Genomic DNA, 16879 nt, shown 5'->3' on the forward strand with positions numbered 1-16879 from the left:
CACCAACCTATGACAACCAGACTGCGACGTTTCAGACGGGTGGCGCGCCAGGAGGCCGACCGGCTCGAAGAGCCGGTTCGGGAGGCCGCCGCGCTCGCCCGGAAACTCGGACTCGACCCGTACCCGGTGAACTACTGGGTGGTCGACCACGACGAGATGAATCAGCTGATCGCCTACGGCGGCTTCCAGACCCGCTATCCGCACTGGCGTTGGGGGATGACCTACGACCGCCAGCGGAAGCAAGACCAGTTCGGGATGGGCAAGGCGTTCGAGATCGTCAACAACGACGACCCGAGCCACGCCTTCCTGCAGGAGTCGAACTCGCTGGCCGACCAGAAGGCCGTCATCACCCACGTTGAGGCGCACGCGGACTTCTTCCGCAACAACGAGTGGTTCAGCCGCTTCTCGGGCGACGGCGACCTCGACGCCGCCGCGATGCTCGAACGTCACGCCGAGACGATCCAGCGCTACATCGAGGACTCCGAGATCGACCGCGAGGACGTCGAACGGTTCGTCGACGCCGTCACCTGCTTGGAGGACACGATCGACCAGCACCGGCCGCTGACCGCCGACCGCGACGCGGAGCGGCGCCGGCCGGAGGACCTCCGAGAACGCCTCGACGAGATGGACTTCTCGCCCGCGGTCAGCGGCGCGGTCTTCGACGACGAGTGGTTGGACGAACTCGCCGAGGCCGAGGCCGCCGCGGCGGACCTCGACCGGCCGCGGACGGACGTCCTCGGCTTCCTCCTCGACCACGGCACCGCCTACGACGAGGAGACCGGCGAGGCCGTCGAGATGGAACCCTGGCAGACCGACGTGCTCGAACTCCTCCGCCGGGAGGCGTACTACTTCGCCCCGCAGAAGATGACGAAGACGATGAACGAGGGCTGGGCGGCCTACTGGGAGTCGCTGATGATGGGCGAGGAGCGCTTCGCCGGCACCGACGAGTTCCTCACCTACGCCGACCACCAGGCGCGAGTCCTCGGTTCGCCCGGACTCAACCCCTACAAACTCGGCAAGGAGCTCTGGGAGTACGTCGAGAACACCACCAACCGCCGGGAAGTCGCCGAGAAACTCCTCCGCGTCGAGGGGATCACCTGGCGGAACTTCCACGACGCTGTCGACTTCGAGCGGGTTCTGGAGCTGCTCGAACCGCCCGAGGCGATCGACCGGATCCGTTCGGACACCCTGGCGGAGCTCGCGGCGCTCCCGGAGGACGACCCCCGCGTCGACTGGGAGACGCTGGACCGGGCGCTGTCGGACCCCGAGGCCGTCGACGTCGACCGCTACCCCTGGAAGGTCCTCACGTACCGGGGACTGGCCGAGCGACACTTCTCGCTGCTGAAGCCACAGAATCGGGGGTTCCTCCGGCGGATCAGGCGCTCGGAACTGGAGGGACTCGCCAGGTACATGTTCGACGACGCGAAGTACGGGAGCGTCGAGGAGGCGGTCGGGGCGGTGGAGAAGACGGCCGGCTGGGAGCGGATGCGCCAGATCCGCGAGAGCCACAACGACGTGACGTTCATCGACGCGTTCCTCTCCCCGGAGTTCGTCGAGTCGAACGACTACTTCACCTACGAGTACACCCGCTCGACCGGCGACTTCCGCGTCGCGTCGACGGACCCCGACGACGTCAAGAAGAAGCTCCTGCTTCAGTTCACCAACTTCGGCAAGCCGACGATCGCCGTCTTCGACGACAACTTCGAGAACCGCGGCGAGCTCCTCTTGGGCCACCGCTACAACGGGATTATGCTCGATCTCGACGAAGCGCAGGACGTCCTCGAACGCGTGCACGAACTGTGGGGGCGGCCGGTGAACCTGATGACGGTCCGCAAGGAGTACGACGACCACGACGTCGAGGTCGCGCGCCGCCGCAACCGCGAACCGGAACCGACCGAGGCCGGGATCCGGATCCGCTACGACGGCGAGGGGTTCGAGGAGTTCGAACTCGATCCCGACCTCGAAGAACGGATCGCCGCGGCCGACATCGATTACGACACGAAGCCGGACGAGTGGCTGTCGTAATCGGGTCGCCCCTCTCGGCGTTGCCCGCCGGCGGCTATCGCGACAACGTCAGCGAATAGCTGCCACGACGACGCCAGAAGATGGCTGCCGGGACGAGACCAGGGGATGGCTCCCGAGACGGGACCAGAGGATAGCTGCCGCTACGATCCCGACTCCCCGTACCGGCCGTCAGATCTGTCGCTATCCGCCGGTCACCGGCGGGAACATCGCGAGTTCGTCGCCGTCGTCGATCGAATCCGTCAGCGACGCGGGTGTGCCGTTCCGCATCAGGTTCACGTCGTCGGCGAGCGTCTCGCCGTCCAGAATCCGATCGTCGAGACCGTCGCACTCCGCCAGGAGCGCGTCGAGCGCGTCGTCGATGGTGCTGTCGCCGTCGACGGTGACGGCGTGTTCCCGTCCGCCCGCGACCTCGGCGAGGTCGGCGAACAGTCGCCAGGTGACCGTGTGCATACCTCCTCTCGCGCCCCGGACGAGTTGAGCGTTACGCCGTCGATCAGTCGGTGACGCTGGTCTCGGAAACGCCGCCGTCCGGCGTCGGAGCCGCGGCCAGTGCGGCGACCTCGCGGAGTCGCTCCGGTCGGGCGACCACGTAGAGTTCGTCGCCGGCGGTGAGTTCCCGGCTCCGCGGGGGGATCGCCTCGGTCGACCCGCCACCCGTTCGCACGGCGACCACGGTCACGCCCGCGTCGCCCAGCGTCGCGCCGTCCAGGTCGCTGTCGGCCGCGACCGTGACGACATCCATCGTCTCGTCGGCCGCGCGGAGGAGGGCGGTGAACTCCCGTTCCGCGCCGGGGTCGGTCGGCAGCGTCAGGAGCCGGTAGGACTCCTCGGGCGCGAGCGCCGCCGCGTCGGCTTCGTCGAGGATCACGGTCGCGACGTCGTCGGTCGCGGCGCGCAACTCGCCGCTGGTGACGCGCGTGGCCGCCCGCCCGTCCCCGTCGTCGGTCTCCGACGAGTCGACGCGCCGCCACAGCTGCACCGCGTCGCCGGCGGAGGCTCCCGCGCCCGGATCCGCGCGGACGGCGACCGCGGCGGACCCGGGGGCGAGCGTCGTTCCGAGACCGGCGACGCGGCGACCGAGTCCGAGTTTCGTCACCGTCCCGTCGTCAGCGAGGTCGAGGTCGACGTACCCGACGCCGTAGTCCTCCTTGATGCGCGCGACGACGCGGTCCCGAAGGGCCTCGCCGCGGAGGTTCCGGGGCACGAGGAGCGTCTTCCCCGCTAACTCCTCCTTCGTCGCCGACGGCACCGGCTCGTATCCCTCGATGTCCGCCACGTCGTCGGCTTCCTCGGGGAGTTCGACGGCGCGGATTCGCCCGACGTTGCTGACCAGTCGGCTCACCTCGGTGTCGAGTTCGCGCGTGCCCACCAGCGCGAACGCGCTCGTAATGAGCCGATCCCCCACCGCTCGACCGGCGGGCGAGACGGCGATGGCGGCCGCGAGCGTCGCCGCGTTGACGATCACGACCGTCGGGTCGAACACGTCCGCGGGGTTGGACCCGACGGCCCGCTGGAAGAGTCCGACGGCGTTGAGATAGACTGCCACGCCGGACGCGCCGACGAGGGTCGCGAGCCACGCGGGGATCTCCTCGCGCGTGTACCACCGGTAGAGTATCGCCCCGAGCGCGGCCAGGATCGCCGCCAAGAGGGCGAGGCCGACGACTCGGGTCAGCGCGCCGAGCAGCGTCGGATCGTTCGGGATGCCCGCCCCGATCTGGAGGGCGACCTCAGACCCAGAACGACGGCTCACGAGACCACCTCCCCGAAGGCGTCGAGGGCGGACTTGCCGCCGACGACGAGGAGGTCGTCGCCGGCGGCGACCGACCGCGTTCCGCGTGGCGCGACCGACCACGACCCGTCGTGTCTGATCGCGAGCACCACCACGCCGTGGACGTCGCGGAGACCGGTCTCGCCGAGCGTGGCTCCCGCCAACTCGCTCTTCGCCCCGACCGTGAACCGACGGAACCGCTTGCCGGTCCGTCGGAGCAGTCCGACCAACTCGAACTCGCGTCGGCTCCCTCGGGACGTCACGATCAGCCTGACGTCGTCGGCTCCGAGGAGCGTCGTCGCCGGTTGTCGAGCGAGCGCGAGCGTGACTCGCGCGGGACCGCCCGTCGCCGTCGAGGCGGTCGTCTCTGCCGCGTTGGCCCTGGATTCGGCCGACTCGCCGCCGTCGGGTTCGGCGATCGGCGGCGTGCCGGCGTCGACAGCCGTCGCGGCCGACGCCGCCTCGCCGTCCTCGACGACGCCGAGCAGCCGCGCGTCGAACCGCTCGCCGTCGGCGAGGGCCGCCACCTCGTCGCCGCGTGCCGCTCCCGTCGGGACGAGCCCGTCGACTGACACCGCCCGCTCGCCCGGCTTGAGGTGTTTCGAGAGCCCGCTCGTCGGCGGCGCCGCGGAAACCGTGGCCCGGGCGCGCTCGTCGAGCGTCACCGACACCTCGACGAGGTCGTACTCGGTTCTGAGCGCGGCCGCGACTCGCGACTCCAGTTCGACGAGCGGGAGATCAGCCGGAAAGGTCCACGTCTCGGCGCGGATCGCCTCCCGCAGCGCCGCCGGGAGCGGCGGGTAGCCCTCGAGGTCGCCCACGTCACCGACGACGGTTATTTTGACCTGGCCGCGACCGCCGACCAGTTCGACGACGTCAGCCGAGAGCGTCCGCTTCGTGAGCTCGCGGAGGCTCATCCGACGGGGCAGCGACGCGCCCATCTTGTCGCCCTGCCCGTGGGCGTACAGCGTTCCCATCAGGACGACGAGCAGCGCGACCGTGAGGCGCAACTGGTTCGCGGAGCCGGTGAGCGACGGGTCCGCGAGCGCCAGGAGTCCGCCGTTGAGGCCGGCGATCATCACCCCCAGACCGACGACGCCGAGCCCGGGAATCGTGATTCCGGTGAAGTACTTGAACCCGAACCCGAGCAGCCAGGCGATGAGCGCCGGAACGAGTCCGGTCAGCACGCCGAGGTAGAGACCGTAGAGGATTTCGACGGGGAGCGATGCCATCGACGGCTACTCTCGGGGAGGCGATTTACAGTTGTCGCTCGCACGCCCGGGACGAGTCCTCCAGACACTCGTCACCTCGTTGGCGGCGACTTCCCTCGCGTCACGTCTTGGACGTCCGAGACGAGGCAGCGCGGTCGCACCGGAGCGATTCAGCCGCGCCGACGGGTGGTCAAGACCCGACGACCCGGTCAGGGGGACAGTTCGTCGAGCGCGCGGGCCCGTTCGAGGTCGGATTGGACCGCGCCCCAGTCGACGGGTGGTTCGACCCCGTCGAGCGAGCGCGCAAACGCGTCGATCCGGTCGCCGTACGCCTCCGTCCACGCCGGGTCGCCGGCGTCGTCGAGCGCGTTCCGTACCGATTCGGCTCGCGATTCGAGTTCGTTCAACCGGCCCCGAAGCTCCTCGTCCCAGTGTTCGCCCGCGACGCCGTCCCGGTCGGCCATCTCGCGAAGGTCGGCGAGTTCGCCCCGCAGATCCCGTAGCAACACCGGGAGCAGTTCGACCCGCAACGACGCGTCGAGCCAGGATTCGGCGTCCTCGTGATCACCCCGGGCCGCTTCGAGCGAGTCGGCCACGGCGTCGACGTCCTCCTCGAACGCGCGGCGTCTGCGCTCGTGGGAGTCGAGCCACCGCTCGAAGTCTTCGAGATTCAGTTGCAGTTCGTCGGCCCGCCGCTGTGGCTCCTGAATTTCGGTGGCGATCCGCCGGAGTTCGACGACCGACTCGTAGACCGCGTCGGGGTCGTCCGCGGGAGTCGAGATCTCTCGGAGCGCCGAGCCGAGCCGTTCCACCCGGGCCGCTGCCGCGTCGAGCGTGGACTGATACCCTTCTAAGCGCGACGCGACGACGTCGAGGTCCCGCACCCCGTCGGCGGCCGCCGTCGCGTCGTCGAGCGCCGACCCGGCGAGTTCGACGCGGGTCTCCGCCGTCGCCAGGCGCTTCGCGACGTCCGAGACGGTCGAATCGATGCCGTCGCGCGTTACGCGGTCGTCCGTCGTGACGTGATCGAGGAGCGACCGCACCTCGTCGGGGTCGCGGGTCGGGTCCGCGGCGACGATCGCCTCCACCGCCTCCTCGGTCGACAGTCCCACGAGCGCTCGGTCGCCGTCCACTCGGTTCGAACTCATCGTTCGCCCGCTGTCGCCGGGACGGTTTGCGTCCTGCTATTAGGTGTCTATAGATCTATAGAGCGCTCGCGTTCGATCATTCTGGTACGTCCGGATACGACACGTCACTATCGGACGGTACCACCGTAGACACCTATTATAAACCGCTTTTATCCGATCACGGGTGGGTCCAGTTGATGACGCGCGAATCAGAGCGCCTCGGAGACCGCGTATCACGTCGGGAATTCCTCGTTGCCTCGGGGACGGTGGGAGTCGCCGGCCTCGCCGGTTGCGGTGGCTCACAGGGTGGATCGAACACGGAGTCGGCGTCCGGCGGGGACGGCGGGGGCGGCGAGAGCACGCCGACGCAGTCCCAGTCTGGCTCCTCGGGCGGGGACGGAAGCGGCGTCGATACCTCCCTCCTCAACGCGGAGGGTTCGTCGACGGTCTACCCGATCTCGAACAAGGGCAGTTCCTACTGGAACTCCAACGCGCCGCCGAGCGACGGCGAGTACTGGGGCTCCAACGACGAGAGCACCGTGCCCGGCTGGGAGGCACTTGGCGAGCCGGACATGCTCATCGCGGACTACTTCGCGAGCCAGGCCGGCTTCGAGCCGTCGGGGCAGCGTTCGGACCCGCCGTTCCCGACGACGGTCGGCCTCTCGCACTCGGGCACCGGCTGTGAGGCCGTCGTCGACGGGCTCGTCGACATCGGTAACTCCTCGGGACCGATCACGGCCGAACTCGACTGGAGCGAGGAGCGCCGGGACGAGGAGGTCGTCGACCACGTCGTCGGCCGCGACGGCCAGCCGGTCGTCGTCAGCGGTGACGTCTCGGACGCCGGAGTCACCCAGCTCACCGGCGAACAGGTCCGGGCCATCTTCCAGGGCGAGGTCGAAAACTGGAACGAACTCGACGGGGTTGATTACGACCAGGAACTGTTCGTAATCGGCCGCGCCGAGGGCTCCGGGACGGACACCGCGTTCCGACTCAATATGCTCGGTGACGCCGACGCGGCGATGGACGTCGACACCCGACAGGGACAGAACCAGCAGGTCGCCCAGCTCGTCTCGCAGAACGACGGCGCCATCGCGTACATGGCGCTCGCCTTCACGAGCGACCAGGTCCGACCGATTGGGATCGACTTCGAGGGGACGCTCTACGAGCCCGACCGCGACGCGGAGAACACCATCTTCGACAGCGAGTACCCGCTCAACCGCGACCTCCACATGTACACGAAGATCACGGAGGACACGCCGAGCGGAACGGACCAGCGCGAGGCCGCGTTCATGAATATGTTCCTGACCGAGTTCGGGCAGACGGTGTTCGTCGAGGACGTCAACTACATCCCCCTCCCGACCGCGGACATCGAGGCCGAGCGGGAGAAACTGAGCGACTGGATCGACTACTGAGCCCCCGGGCTCGGTTGCGGGACCGCGGTTCGCGACGCAGCACGCGGTCGGCCATATTTGATACCAAATGTCATTCATTACAACTCTCATCGAACGCGGACGATCGGGACCCCGGACGGTCGCTCGGCAGCAGGGCCGACGGGCGCGCGACTTCGTCGACGAGACGGAACCCGAGGCGCTTGCGGTCGTGGCGGTCGTCGCGCTCTCGCTCGTCGCCGCGCTCGTCGGCTTCCTGCTCGTCTCGGCGCTGACCGTCGTTCCCCTCGCGGCGTTCGTCGTCGCCACCGTCTACGGCTGGTTCCGCCATCAGGAGGTGACGGCGCGCATCCTGACGCTGACCACGACCGTCTCGACGCTCTTAATCCTGGGACTCATCATCGTGTTCATCTTCCTGGAGTCGATCCCGGTCGTCCGTTACGAGAGCGCGACCGTGTTCGGCGTGAGCGTGCCGGGGCTCCGGCTGTTCGTCCAGACGCGCTGGGACGCCGTCAGCGACCCCATCAGGTTCTCTATGGTCCCGATGATCCACGGGACGGTGATGGTGACTCTCATCGCGACGGCGGTGGCCGCCCCCCTGGGAGTCTCCGCCGCGCTCTTCCTCTCGGAGATCGCCCCCGCACCCGTCCGGGAGGTCGTCAAGCCCGGTGTCGAGATCCTCGCGGGCATCCCCTCGATCGTCTACGGGTTCATCGGGTTCACCATTCTGAGTCCGTGGGCCTCCGATCAGTTCCGGCTCACGGGACAGGGAACGTACCTCTTCGTCGGGATCGTCGTCGGACTGATGGCGCTGCCGACGGTCGTCTCCGTCGCCGAGGACGCGCTGTCGAGCGTGCCGGAGTCGATCAAGAGCGGTTCGCTCGCGGTCGGGACGACCGACTGGCAGACGATGACGTCGATCACGCTCCCGGCGGCCTTCTCGGGCGTCTCCGCCGCGGTCCTCCTCGGCGTGGGGCGCGCCATCGGCGAGACGATGGCCGCGACGGTGATGCTGAAGGGAGTGCCGCGGCTCACCGATCCGCTGTACAACGTCTTCTACGGCCAGGAGACCCTCACGTCGATCATCGCCCGCAACTACGGCGACGCGGACGGCCTCCAGATGGACGCGCTGTTCATCGCCGGGGTCATCCTCTTCATCACCGTCCTGTTCATCTCGATCGGGTCGCAGTACATCGAGTGGCGGATGAAGCGGCAGTTCGGAGGTGACGTCTGATGGCCGGCGCGACGCGATCGTCGCTCGTCAATCAGGAGACCTCCGGAACCGACCTCGCGGCCGCGGCGGCGATCGGCCTCTCGACGGTCCTGTTCGTCCTGTCGATCGCCTCGCTCGCGGAACAGGTGTCGATCACCGGCTCGATCGCCGGCCTCCCGACGGTGACGCTGCTCGGCGGGCTCCTCGTCCTCCTCGGGGTGGCCGTCGCGTCCTTCGGCGTGGGATCGCGGCTCGGATACGTCGAGACGAACGCGGACCACAGCGCCGGCCTGATCGCGGCCGTCGCCGCCGGAGTCCCCTGGTTCCTGATCAGCGGCGGGTTCGCCTCGGAGACGCTCGGACTCGGCCCCGTCGCCGGCGTCGCCGCCGCCGTCCTGATGGGCGGTGCCGCCTTCGCGGCGACGGCGTTCCCGCGCGAGGACGTCGGCTCGACCGTCCCGATCGGCGCACTGTCGATCGTCACCGGCCTCGTGTTCCTGACGAGCGTCCTGGGCCCCGAGTGGGTGTGGGACCTCGGCTGGGAGCAGACCGCGTCGCTGACGGCCGAGTTCGTCATCCCGGTGCTGACGCTCCTGAACGCGATGTACGCGGGCTGGGCGGCGGCGAAGGCCTACGGGGGATTCGGCGCTCGCGGCCGACACGTGGGAGCGTACGTGCTCGTCTACCTGAACGCGCTCTCGATCGTGGCCTTCCTGTTCGTCCTCGTCGCGTTCACGGTCGTGCGGGGCATCCCGGGACTCCTCACCGGCGCCGAGTTCGGGTGGGGCGTCGGTCCGGGGACGACGGTCGGAGTGGGCGGGTTCGGCGTCACGCTGTCGTTGCCGTTCTCCGTGCCGTTCGTGATGAACGGGGTCGCGTTGCTGAACGACTTCCAGGGCGTCCTGCCCGCGATCGTCGGGACGATCTGGCTGGTCGTCGGCGCGGTCCTGTTCGCGGTGCCGCTGGGAATCGGGGCGGCGATCTTCCTGACGGAGTACGCCGAACAGGGGCCGTTCACGCAGGTCGTCGAGATCGCGACCAACGGCCTCTGGAGCACCCCGAGCATCGTCTTCGGCCTCTTCGGCTTCGCGTTCCTGATTCCCCGGTTCGGCAACAGCAAGTCGCTGCTCGCGGGGATGCTGACGCTCGGCTTCATGCTCTTGCCCCTGGTCCTCATCACGAGTCGCGAGGCGATGATCTCGGTCCCCGACGAGTACCGCGACGCCAGCGCGGCCCTCGGCGTCTCGAAGTGGCAGACGATCCGGAGCGTCGTGCTGCCGGCGGCGCTCCCCGGCGTCGTGACCGGGGTGATCCTCGGCGTCGGGCGGATCGCCGGCGAGACGGCACCCATCCTGCTGACGATGGCGGGCGGGACCTTCGTTCCCGGTGGCCAGACGGTCGACGTGATCGGCGGGTTCGAGTTCGTCGCCTCGCCGCCGTTCGTGACGAACCCCGAACTGCTTCAGGCGACATCGGCCCTCCCGTACCAACTGTTCGCGCTCATCACCGCGGGAGTCGGACTCGGCGAAAACGTCGCGAACCCGGAGGAGTTCCGGTGGGCGACGGCGCTGATCCTGCTCGTCGTGGTGCTATCGTTCTACGCGGTGGGAATCGCGACGCGGTACTACTTCCGGAGGAAACTGAGCTATGAGTGAAATCGAACCCACAGAGCAGACCCAGACGCAGACGGACGCGGGGTCGACCCGGCCGCTCCAGACGACGAGCGGCGAATCGGACGAACAGCTACACGAGGAGTGGACCGACCACCACTTCGACGGCGAGACGAAACTCGCGGTCGAGGACCTCGACGTCCACTACGGCGACGATCACGCCCTCAAGGACGTCTCGATGGAGATCCCCGAAAAGAGCGTGACGGCCCTCATCGGCCCCTCGGGGTGCGGGAAGTCGACGTACCTCCGGTGTCTCAATCGGATGAACGACCGTATCAAGTCCGCGCGCATCGACGGGTCGGTCCGGCTCGACGGACAGGAGATCTACCAGGACGGCGTCGACCTGGTCGAACTCCGCAAGCGCGTCGGGATGGTGTTCCAGTCGCCGAACCCGTTCCCGAAGTCGATCCGGGCCAACATCTCCTACGGCCCGCGGAAACACGGCGACATCGACACGAGCCTCCTCGCTCGACTGTCCGGCCGGAGCGACGAGGAGGCAGAAGAGCGACTCGTCAAGCGATCACTCAAGCAAGCGGCGCTCTGGGACGAGGTCAACGACCGCCTCGACGACAACGCGCTCGGCCTCTCGGGGGGCCAACAACAGCGGCTCTGCATCGCCAGGGCGCTGGCGACGGACCCCGAGGTCCTTCTGATGGACGAACCCGCCTCCGCGCTGGACCCGATCGCCACCTCGAAGATCGAGGAGCTCATCCACGAGCTCTCCAGGCAGTACACTGTCGTCATCGTCACCCACAACATGCAACAGGCCGAGCGCATCTCCGATCAGACGGCGGTCTTCCTGACCGGCGGGAAACTGGTCGAGTACGGCGACACCGACCAGATCTTCGAGAACCCGCGGAGTCAACGCGTCGAGGACTACATCAGCGGAAAGTTCGGCTGATCGGAGAGCCGAAGCGATGACGGACGGTCGCGGTCGAGCGGCGTCGTGACGCCGTCGACCGAGTCGGACCCGCACGGCCGGGGGTCGAAACCGCACCCTCCGAGCGGATCCGGCGCCGGAGTACTATCGAACTACTCGCGGACGATAGCGGAGCTAACGGATGGAGACACGCAAAATACAACAGGTAAGCAAGGGAACGTTCACGGTTTCTCTCCCGCGCGAGTGGGCCCGGGAGAACGGGCTCTCCGCGGGCGACGTCGTGCACGTGCACGCCTCTCTCGACGGAACCCTGGTGGTCCAGCCCGCCGACGACGAAACGGCGAACATCGATCTCGCGGTCTGCGACGAGTCACCGGAACAGCTGGCCCGTCTGCTCCGGACCGCGTACGTCCTCGGGGCCCTCAGGATCCGGGTCTCGGCGGAAGATGGGTTCACCGAACGTCAACGGACATCGCTGCGGGCCACCGTACGGACGCTGTCGGGGATGGCGATCGACGAAGAGTCGGAGACGGGTCTCACCACCAAGAACGTCATCGACTCCGAGCAGGTATCGATCCGACAGTCGGTTCGCCACCTCCAGTTCGTCGCGCTGTCGCGGCACCGCGAAGCGACGGAGGCGCTACTCGGCACCGACAGCGCGCGGACGACCCAGTCGGACGACGCGCGTGGCGATCGGCTGGCGATGCTGGTCGAGCGGTACTTCGTCAGGAGCCTCTCCCGTCTGGACGCGATCGATAAACTCGGCGAGGACCGAGCGGACCTCTTCAGTTTCTTCAGAGTGGCGGACGAACTGGCACAGATCGCCTCCTGCGGGGACAGGATCGCGGCCGTCGCACTCGCACTCGAGGAACCGCTCTGTGACCGGCGTGACGACGCCGTCGCCGCCGAGATCGAGGCCGCGGCGATCGACGCGCGCGAGGCCGCCGAGACCGCCGCCGAGTCGGTCTTCGACCAGAACCCCGACGACATCTGGTCGGTGCTGCAGACGTGTGACGCCGTCCGCGAGACGCTCGACGAACTCGAGCGTCGGCTGTTCGAATCATCCGAGGGGAACTACGAGCCCGTCCGCGCACTCTCGGCCGTTCGGCGCACGGCCGACTGCGCGGCGTCGATCGCTTCTATCGGTCTCAGACGCGGCATACAGCGGGACCGATTCGAGGCGAGTCGGGTCGCCGAGGCGAGGACCGAAGACGGGTCCGCGGTCCCCTCGAACGCGGACAACTGAGACGAGCACGGGAAACGAGACGAACGCGAACCGCTGAGACGAGTGCGGATAACTGAGACGAACGTGGGCACTGGCATTCTCGTCGCGTCGCGGGTGACATAGTGACGTTCGTTCCGACGCTTCGGAGGCGGGGTCGCGGTCGCGAGTGCTCCGCGGCGCCGGAGACGATGCGACGGAAGCACTATATATCCGTCAGAACCGATCGTTCGGCTATCCGGCGCACGGAGCGCTACGTCACGCTCTTAGCAGCAGCTATGTATTCGGCCGCGAATTACGTAGCCGAGCGATGAGCAGTCTCCCCCGCGCTCCCGACGACGGCGACAGTCGCCGATCGCGACGGTCGAGCACTCGATCGATGGAATGCCCGACGACAGCGACCCCGAAGGCGGACTCCCGCCGAACGGCGCCCGACCTTCGACTGTCGATCGCCGAAGGCGATCAGGGGACGGATCGCGGCACCGTCCACCCTCCGGGACTGACCGGCATCGAGCGAATGGAGACGTGGCTCTCGGTGGACCTCTCGGCGGTCGTCGACCTCGCGGCCTGGCGATGAGGCGGTTCCCGTCGCGCGACGAGCGCCCCGTCGGGTGCGGGGACTGACCAACAGGCGCTCCCCCGAGTGCGAGGTTCTTAAGTCGATGACGCGGGAGGAAGAGGTATGGCGCTCTCGCGGGACTGGGTCGGCGCACGCGCGTCCGTGGTCCTGACGCTCGCCGTCGGCGTGCTGTCGGTCGTCACCGGGATCGCCAACATCGGCGTCGGCGCCGGCGCGGACTTCCAACTGTTCGGCGTCGTCGTCCCCGGCGTCGTCCAGCAGGTGACGGCGTTCACCGGCACGCTCACCGGGTTCGTCCTGCTCGTGAGCGCGTTCGGCCTCCAGCGCCGCCTGCGCGCGGCGTGGTACTTGACCATCGTTCTGTTTCCGATAACCGCAGTCCAGGGCGTCCTCCAGTCCTCGCAGCTGTCGCTCCCGCTCATCGCGCTCTCGGTGTTAGCGCTGGCCATCGTCGGCTTGAACGTCCGCGCGTTCGACCGGGAACTGTCGCTGTCGACGAGTCAGATCGCCTCGCTGGCGGCGCTGGGCGGGGCGCAGGCTTACGGGACCGCCGGGGCGTTCGCGCTGCGCGATGAATTTAAAGACGTCAACACCCTCCTGGACGCGTTTTACTTCTCGCTCGTGACCGGCAGTACCGTCGGCTACGGCGACATCACGCCGAGCTCCGCGGTCGGCAAACTGTTCGCGCTCTCGGTGCTTCTCGTGACCGTCTCCTCGTTCGCCGTCGTGCTCGGAGTCGTGTTCACGCCGCTCATCGAAGCGCGGTTTTCGAAGGCACTCGGACGTATGACAGAAGAACAACTCGACGTACTCGACAACCACGTCCTCGTGCTCGGATTCGGGGACCTGACGGAACCGATTCTCGAAGAACTCTCGACGCAGGCGGACGTCCTGGTGGTCGTCGACGACGAGGAGCGCGCCCGACGGCTCTCCGAGCGCGGGTACACCGTGCTCACCGACGACCCGAGCGACGAGGAGGCACAGCGCCGCGGCAAAGTCGACGTGGCACAGGCGGTCGTCGCCGCGACCAACAACGACGCCGAAGACGCGCTGACGATCCTGACCGCCCGGCAACTCAACCCGGAGGTCACCATCGTCGCCGCCGCGACGCAGCGAGAGAACATCAACAAACTGAAACGAGCGGGGGCGGACACGGTCATCAGCCCCGCGACGCTCGGGGCGCACTTCCTCGCCGAGTCAGCGCTCGGTAAGGAGGGCGCAGAGACCCTCGAAGAGCGGTTGCTCGGCGGCGACGACGGCGGCGACATCGAATCCGCCGCCGCGGCCGTCGAAGAGGTCGACAGCGACGACGCTGCCGAGCAGTCCAGCGACGACGCTGCCGAGCAATCAAGCGGCGATACCAGTCGGGACGACGACTCGACGGCGTAGCCGCCGGTCACGGCGTCCCGCGGTCGAACACGGCGACGTCGCAGTCGAGGCCCTCCAACCGCTGGAACATCGGCGGCGAGACGAATCGGGAGGCGGGCGAGCGTTCGCCGGAGGACCCCAGCACGAGGAGGTCGTAGTGGCCGGCGTTCGCGGCGATGAAGTCGTCGACCGACGAGCGCGCGACCCGCGTCTCGACGTTGCCCTCGACCGTCTCGACGAGGTGGTCCAGCCGGTTCTCGGCCCGTCGGCGCTCGACGTCGCTGCCGACGCAGGTCGTCACGCTCACCATCCCGCGGCCGTGGGTGAGGCGGGTCGCGAAGTCGATCATCGCGTGGGCCGTGTCGCCGGGGCGCGCCACGAGAACCAACACGCGAGACCAGCGGCGACGGTCCGTCGAGGACCGGAAGGCGACCGCATCGAACTCGCTGCCGAAGATGCCGCGGACGAACGTCGAGAGCGCGCCGTGGTGGGCCTCGTAGGGTGTCACGACCAGGTCGCAGTTGGCGTTCCGCGCCGCCTGCAGCGTCGCGGGGAGGGGGTCGCCGGCGACGACGACGACCTCGCAAGGGACGCCGACCCGCGTCCGGACGGTGCCGGCGATCCGTTCCAGTCGCTCGACCCGCTCCGCCGTCGCCGTCGAGAGCGTCGCTGCATCGGAACTCGTCGGGGCCGTTCCGTCGTCGGAGTCCGCCGAGCGCGTTCCGTCGTCGGAGTCCGCCGAGCGCGTTCCGTCGCCGGAATTCGGTGAGAGCGTTCCGTCGCCGGAATTCGGCGAGAGCGTTCCGTCATCGGAAGCCGTCGACGTGCTCTCGACGACTGTTTCGGCGGCTTCGCCGTCGGTCGCGCCGTCGGGCGAACCGGGTTCGGCCGCCGTCTCGGAGACCACGTCGCAGAGCACGACCTTCCCGGCCTCGTGGGCGGCCGCGAGCCGCGCCCCGAAGAAGGCGGTCCGTTCGCCTGTGGTCCCGCGCATCGGCACGAGGACGTGGTCGTCGCCGCGGACCGTCTCGTAGAGGTACTTCGCGCGCTGCTCGTAGAACTGCTCGCGCCAGACGACGAACGCGCCCGCGACGAGCGAGGACGCCAGCACGATGCTGACGAGGTAGGTCGCCGGGTCGACGTCGCCCGTCACGAGCGCCAGAAGCGCCGTCGCGAAGGCCGAGGGCGCTTCGACGTCGGCCGCCCACGTTACCAATCCGGTGAGGAAGATGGCGAGCGCGGCGCTCTCGGGGTGGACGACGCCGGGCGCGACGTTCCCGTACGCCCTGACGGTCGCGGTGTAGGCGACGAGGCCGCACAGCGCGCCGACGCTGAGGCTCGCGACGAACCGGACGGGGTTCGCGTACTCGCCCTCCGGGTCCCGAAAGAGCGTGAAGGTTCCGGAGGCCAGCGGGGGGAAGAGCAGGAACGACAGGGTCTGGACCTGGTTCGAGACGTACGTGACGAAGCCGATGACGACCGGAACGAACAGGACGATCGAGAGGTGTAGCAGGTTGCTGGTGTCCTGGATCCAGCGGCGGAACTCCCCCAGTTCCCGCCGCTCGATCCGTCGGATGCGACTCCGCGCCGCGACGAGGCGATCCAGCGCCGCGTCGAGAAGTCGCCGTCCGCGCATCCTACGCCAGGTCGACGACGGCGTCGAGCGTCAGCGCGATGGCGCGCTCGACGTTGTCCTTGGCCTTCTCGGGGAGTTCCGAGTCGGAGTCCGCGCCCTTCTGGGTTCCCTCGACGAGGTTGCCGTCGACGGTGCAGATCGCCCCCGCTGCGAGGCCCTTGCGCCGAGCCAGCGAGAACACCGCCGCGGCCTCCATCTCGATCGCCAGCAGGTTCGCCGCCTCCCACTCCTCGACGTAGGCGTCGCTCTCGTTGTAGAACGCGTCGTCGGAGACGATCGCCCCGACGTGGACGTCTTCGCCGTTCTCCTCCGCGGAGTCGATGAGCGCCGAGAGCACGTCGTAGTCGGGGACGGCCGGGATCACAGCGTCCTCGTAGCGCTTGGAGGTCCCCTCCTCTTTCGCCGCGCCGGTCGCGACGACCATATCGCCGATCTCGATGCCGCGCTGGAGCGCGCCCGTCGTCCCGACGCGGATCACGGTCTCGACGCCGACGCGGGAGAGTTCCTCGACGGCGATGGCGGCGGAGGGACAGCCGATGCCGGTCGAGCAGATCGTCAGCGGAACGCCCTCGTAGGTCGCGTTCACGACCTTGTACTCGCGGTTCTCCGCGACGGTCTCGGCGTCCTCGCACTGCCCGGCGATGCGGTCGACGCGACCCGGATCGCCCGGGATGAGCGCGATGTCGTGGACGTCGCCCGGTTCGACGAGTAGATGCGGCTGTTTCGCCATATCAATGCCTTGCGCGAGGCGGTGAAAAACGACGCGGTCGGACCGCCGGCGGACGCCGCTC

Annotated in this window: 14 protein-coding genes; 8 read left to right on the top strand and 6 right to left on the bottom strand. The window is 68.5% G+C overall.

Annotation, left to right across the window (positions count from 1 at the left end; all coding sequences use genetic code 11):
* Positions 1–9: 9 nt before the first annotated feature.
* Complete coding sequence (locus NO360_RS02325) at positions 10–2025, top strand: SpoVR family protein (RefSeq protein ID WP_256305762.1); 2016 nt, start codon at positions 10–12, stop codon at positions 2023–2025.
* Positions 2026–2205: 180 nt separating this feature from the next.
* Here NO360_RS02325 and NO360_RS02330 read toward each other — a convergent pair whose 3' ends face one another.
* The 4 genes from NO360_RS02330 to NO360_RS02345 all read right to left on the bottom strand — a co-directional run bounded on the left by NO360_RS02330 (position 2206) and on the right by NO360_RS02345 (position 6152).
* Positions 2206–2475: a ubiquitin-like small modifier protein 1 gene (locus tag NO360_RS02330; protein WP_256305763.1), complete on the bottom strand. Its 270-nt coding sequence runs from the start codon at positions 2473–2475 to the stop codon at positions 2206–2208.
* A 43-nt stretch (positions 2476–2518) separates the two neighbouring features.
* Positions 2519–3775 carry a TrkA C-terminal domain-containing protein gene (locus NO360_RS02335; RefSeq protein WP_256305764.1) on the bottom strand — a complete coding sequence of 419 codons (1257 nt, stop codon included), beginning with the start codon at positions 3773–3775 and terminating at the stop codon, positions 2519–2521.
* Positions 3772–5025, bottom strand: coding sequence for a potassium channel family protein (locus NO360_RS02340; RefSeq protein WP_256305765.1), 1254 nt, complete (start codon positions 5023–5025; stop codon positions 3772–3774). The genes NO360_RS02335 and NO360_RS02340 overlap by 4 nt, the downstream gene beginning before the upstream one ends.
* Before the next feature lie 188 nt (positions 5026–5213).
* Positions 5214–6152, bottom strand: a complete 939-nt coding sequence (locus tag NO360_RS02345) for a halo transducer protein (RefSeq protein ID WP_256305766.1) — start codon at positions 6150–6152, stop codon at positions 5214–5216.
* A 176-nt stretch (positions 6153–6328) separates the two neighbouring features.
* Between NO360_RS02345 and NO360_RS02350 the strand changes: the two genes are divergently transcribed.
* The 7 genes from NO360_RS02350 to NO360_RS02380 all read left to right on the top strand — a co-directional run bounded on the left by NO360_RS02350 (position 6329) and on the right by NO360_RS02380 (position 14473).
* Positions 6329–7543 (top strand): PstS family phosphate ABC transporter substrate-binding protein, encoded by a 1215-nt coding sequence (locus tag NO360_RS02350; protein WP_256305767.1) that lies wholly within the window; start codon positions 6329–6331, stop codon positions 7541–7543.
* Positions 7544–7610: 67 nt separating this feature from the next.
* Entirely contained in the window at positions 7611–8753 is a 1143-nt protein-coding gene (gene pstC, locus NO360_RS02355; RefSeq protein ID WP_256305768.1) for a phosphate ABC transporter permease subunit PstC, read from the top strand.
* Positions 8753–10387 carry a phosphate ABC transporter permease PstA gene (gene pstA / locus NO360_RS02360; protein WP_256305769.1) on the top strand — a complete coding sequence of 545 codons (1635 nt, stop codon included), beginning with the start codon at positions 8753–8755 and terminating at the stop codon, positions 10385–10387. Before pstC ends, pstA begins: the two co-directional genes overlap by 1 nt.
* The gene (gene pstB / locus NO360_RS02365; RefSeq protein ID WP_256305770.1) at positions 10380–11303 is read left to right on the top strand and encodes a phosphate ABC transporter ATP-binding protein PstB; all 924 of its coding nucleotides are present in this window, start codon (positions 10380–10382) and stop codon (positions 11301–11303) included. Before pstA ends, pstB begins: the two co-directional genes overlap by 8 nt.
* A gap of 160 nt (positions 11304–11463) precedes the next feature.
* Positions 11464–12528: an AbrB/MazE/SpoVT family DNA-binding domain-containing protein gene (locus NO360_RS02370; protein ID WP_256305771.1), complete on the top strand. Its 1065-nt coding sequence runs from the start codon at positions 11464–11466 to the stop codon at positions 12526–12528.
* 286 nt (positions 12529–12814) lie between these two features.
* Positions 12815–13081, top strand: coding sequence for a DUF7511 domain-containing protein (locus NO360_RS02375; RefSeq protein ID WP_256305772.1), 267 nt, complete (start codon positions 12815–12817; stop codon positions 13079–13081).
* Between the two features lie 105 nt (positions 13082–13186).
* Complete coding sequence (locus tag NO360_RS02380) at positions 13187–14473, top strand: NAD-binding protein (RefSeq protein WP_256305773.1); 1287 nt, start codon at positions 13187–13189, stop codon at positions 14471–14473.
* Between the two features lie 7 nt (positions 14474–14480).
* On the opposite strand, the gene NO360_RS02385 is transcribed toward NO360_RS02380, so the two are convergent.
* Together NO360_RS02385 and NO360_RS02390 are read right to left on the bottom strand one after the other, a co-directional pair.
* Positions 14481–16088 carry an HPP family protein gene (locus tag NO360_RS02385; protein ID WP_256305774.1) on the bottom strand — a complete coding sequence of 536 codons (1608 nt, stop codon included), beginning with the start codon at positions 16086–16088 and terminating at the stop codon, positions 14481–14483.
* Between the two features lies 1 nt (position 16089).
* Positions 16090–16818 carry a guanosine phosphorylase gene (locus NO360_RS02390; RefSeq protein ID WP_256305775.1) on the bottom strand — a complete coding sequence of 243 codons (729 nt, stop codon included), beginning with the start codon at positions 16816–16818 and terminating at the stop codon, positions 16090–16092.
* Positions 16819–16879: the final 61 nt, after the last annotated feature.

It is taken from the genome of Halobellus litoreus (assembly GCF_024464595.1).
Taxonomy (GTDB): domain Archaea; phylum Halobacteriota; class Halobacteria; order Halobacteriales; family Haloferacaceae; genus Haloquadratum; species Haloquadratum litoreum.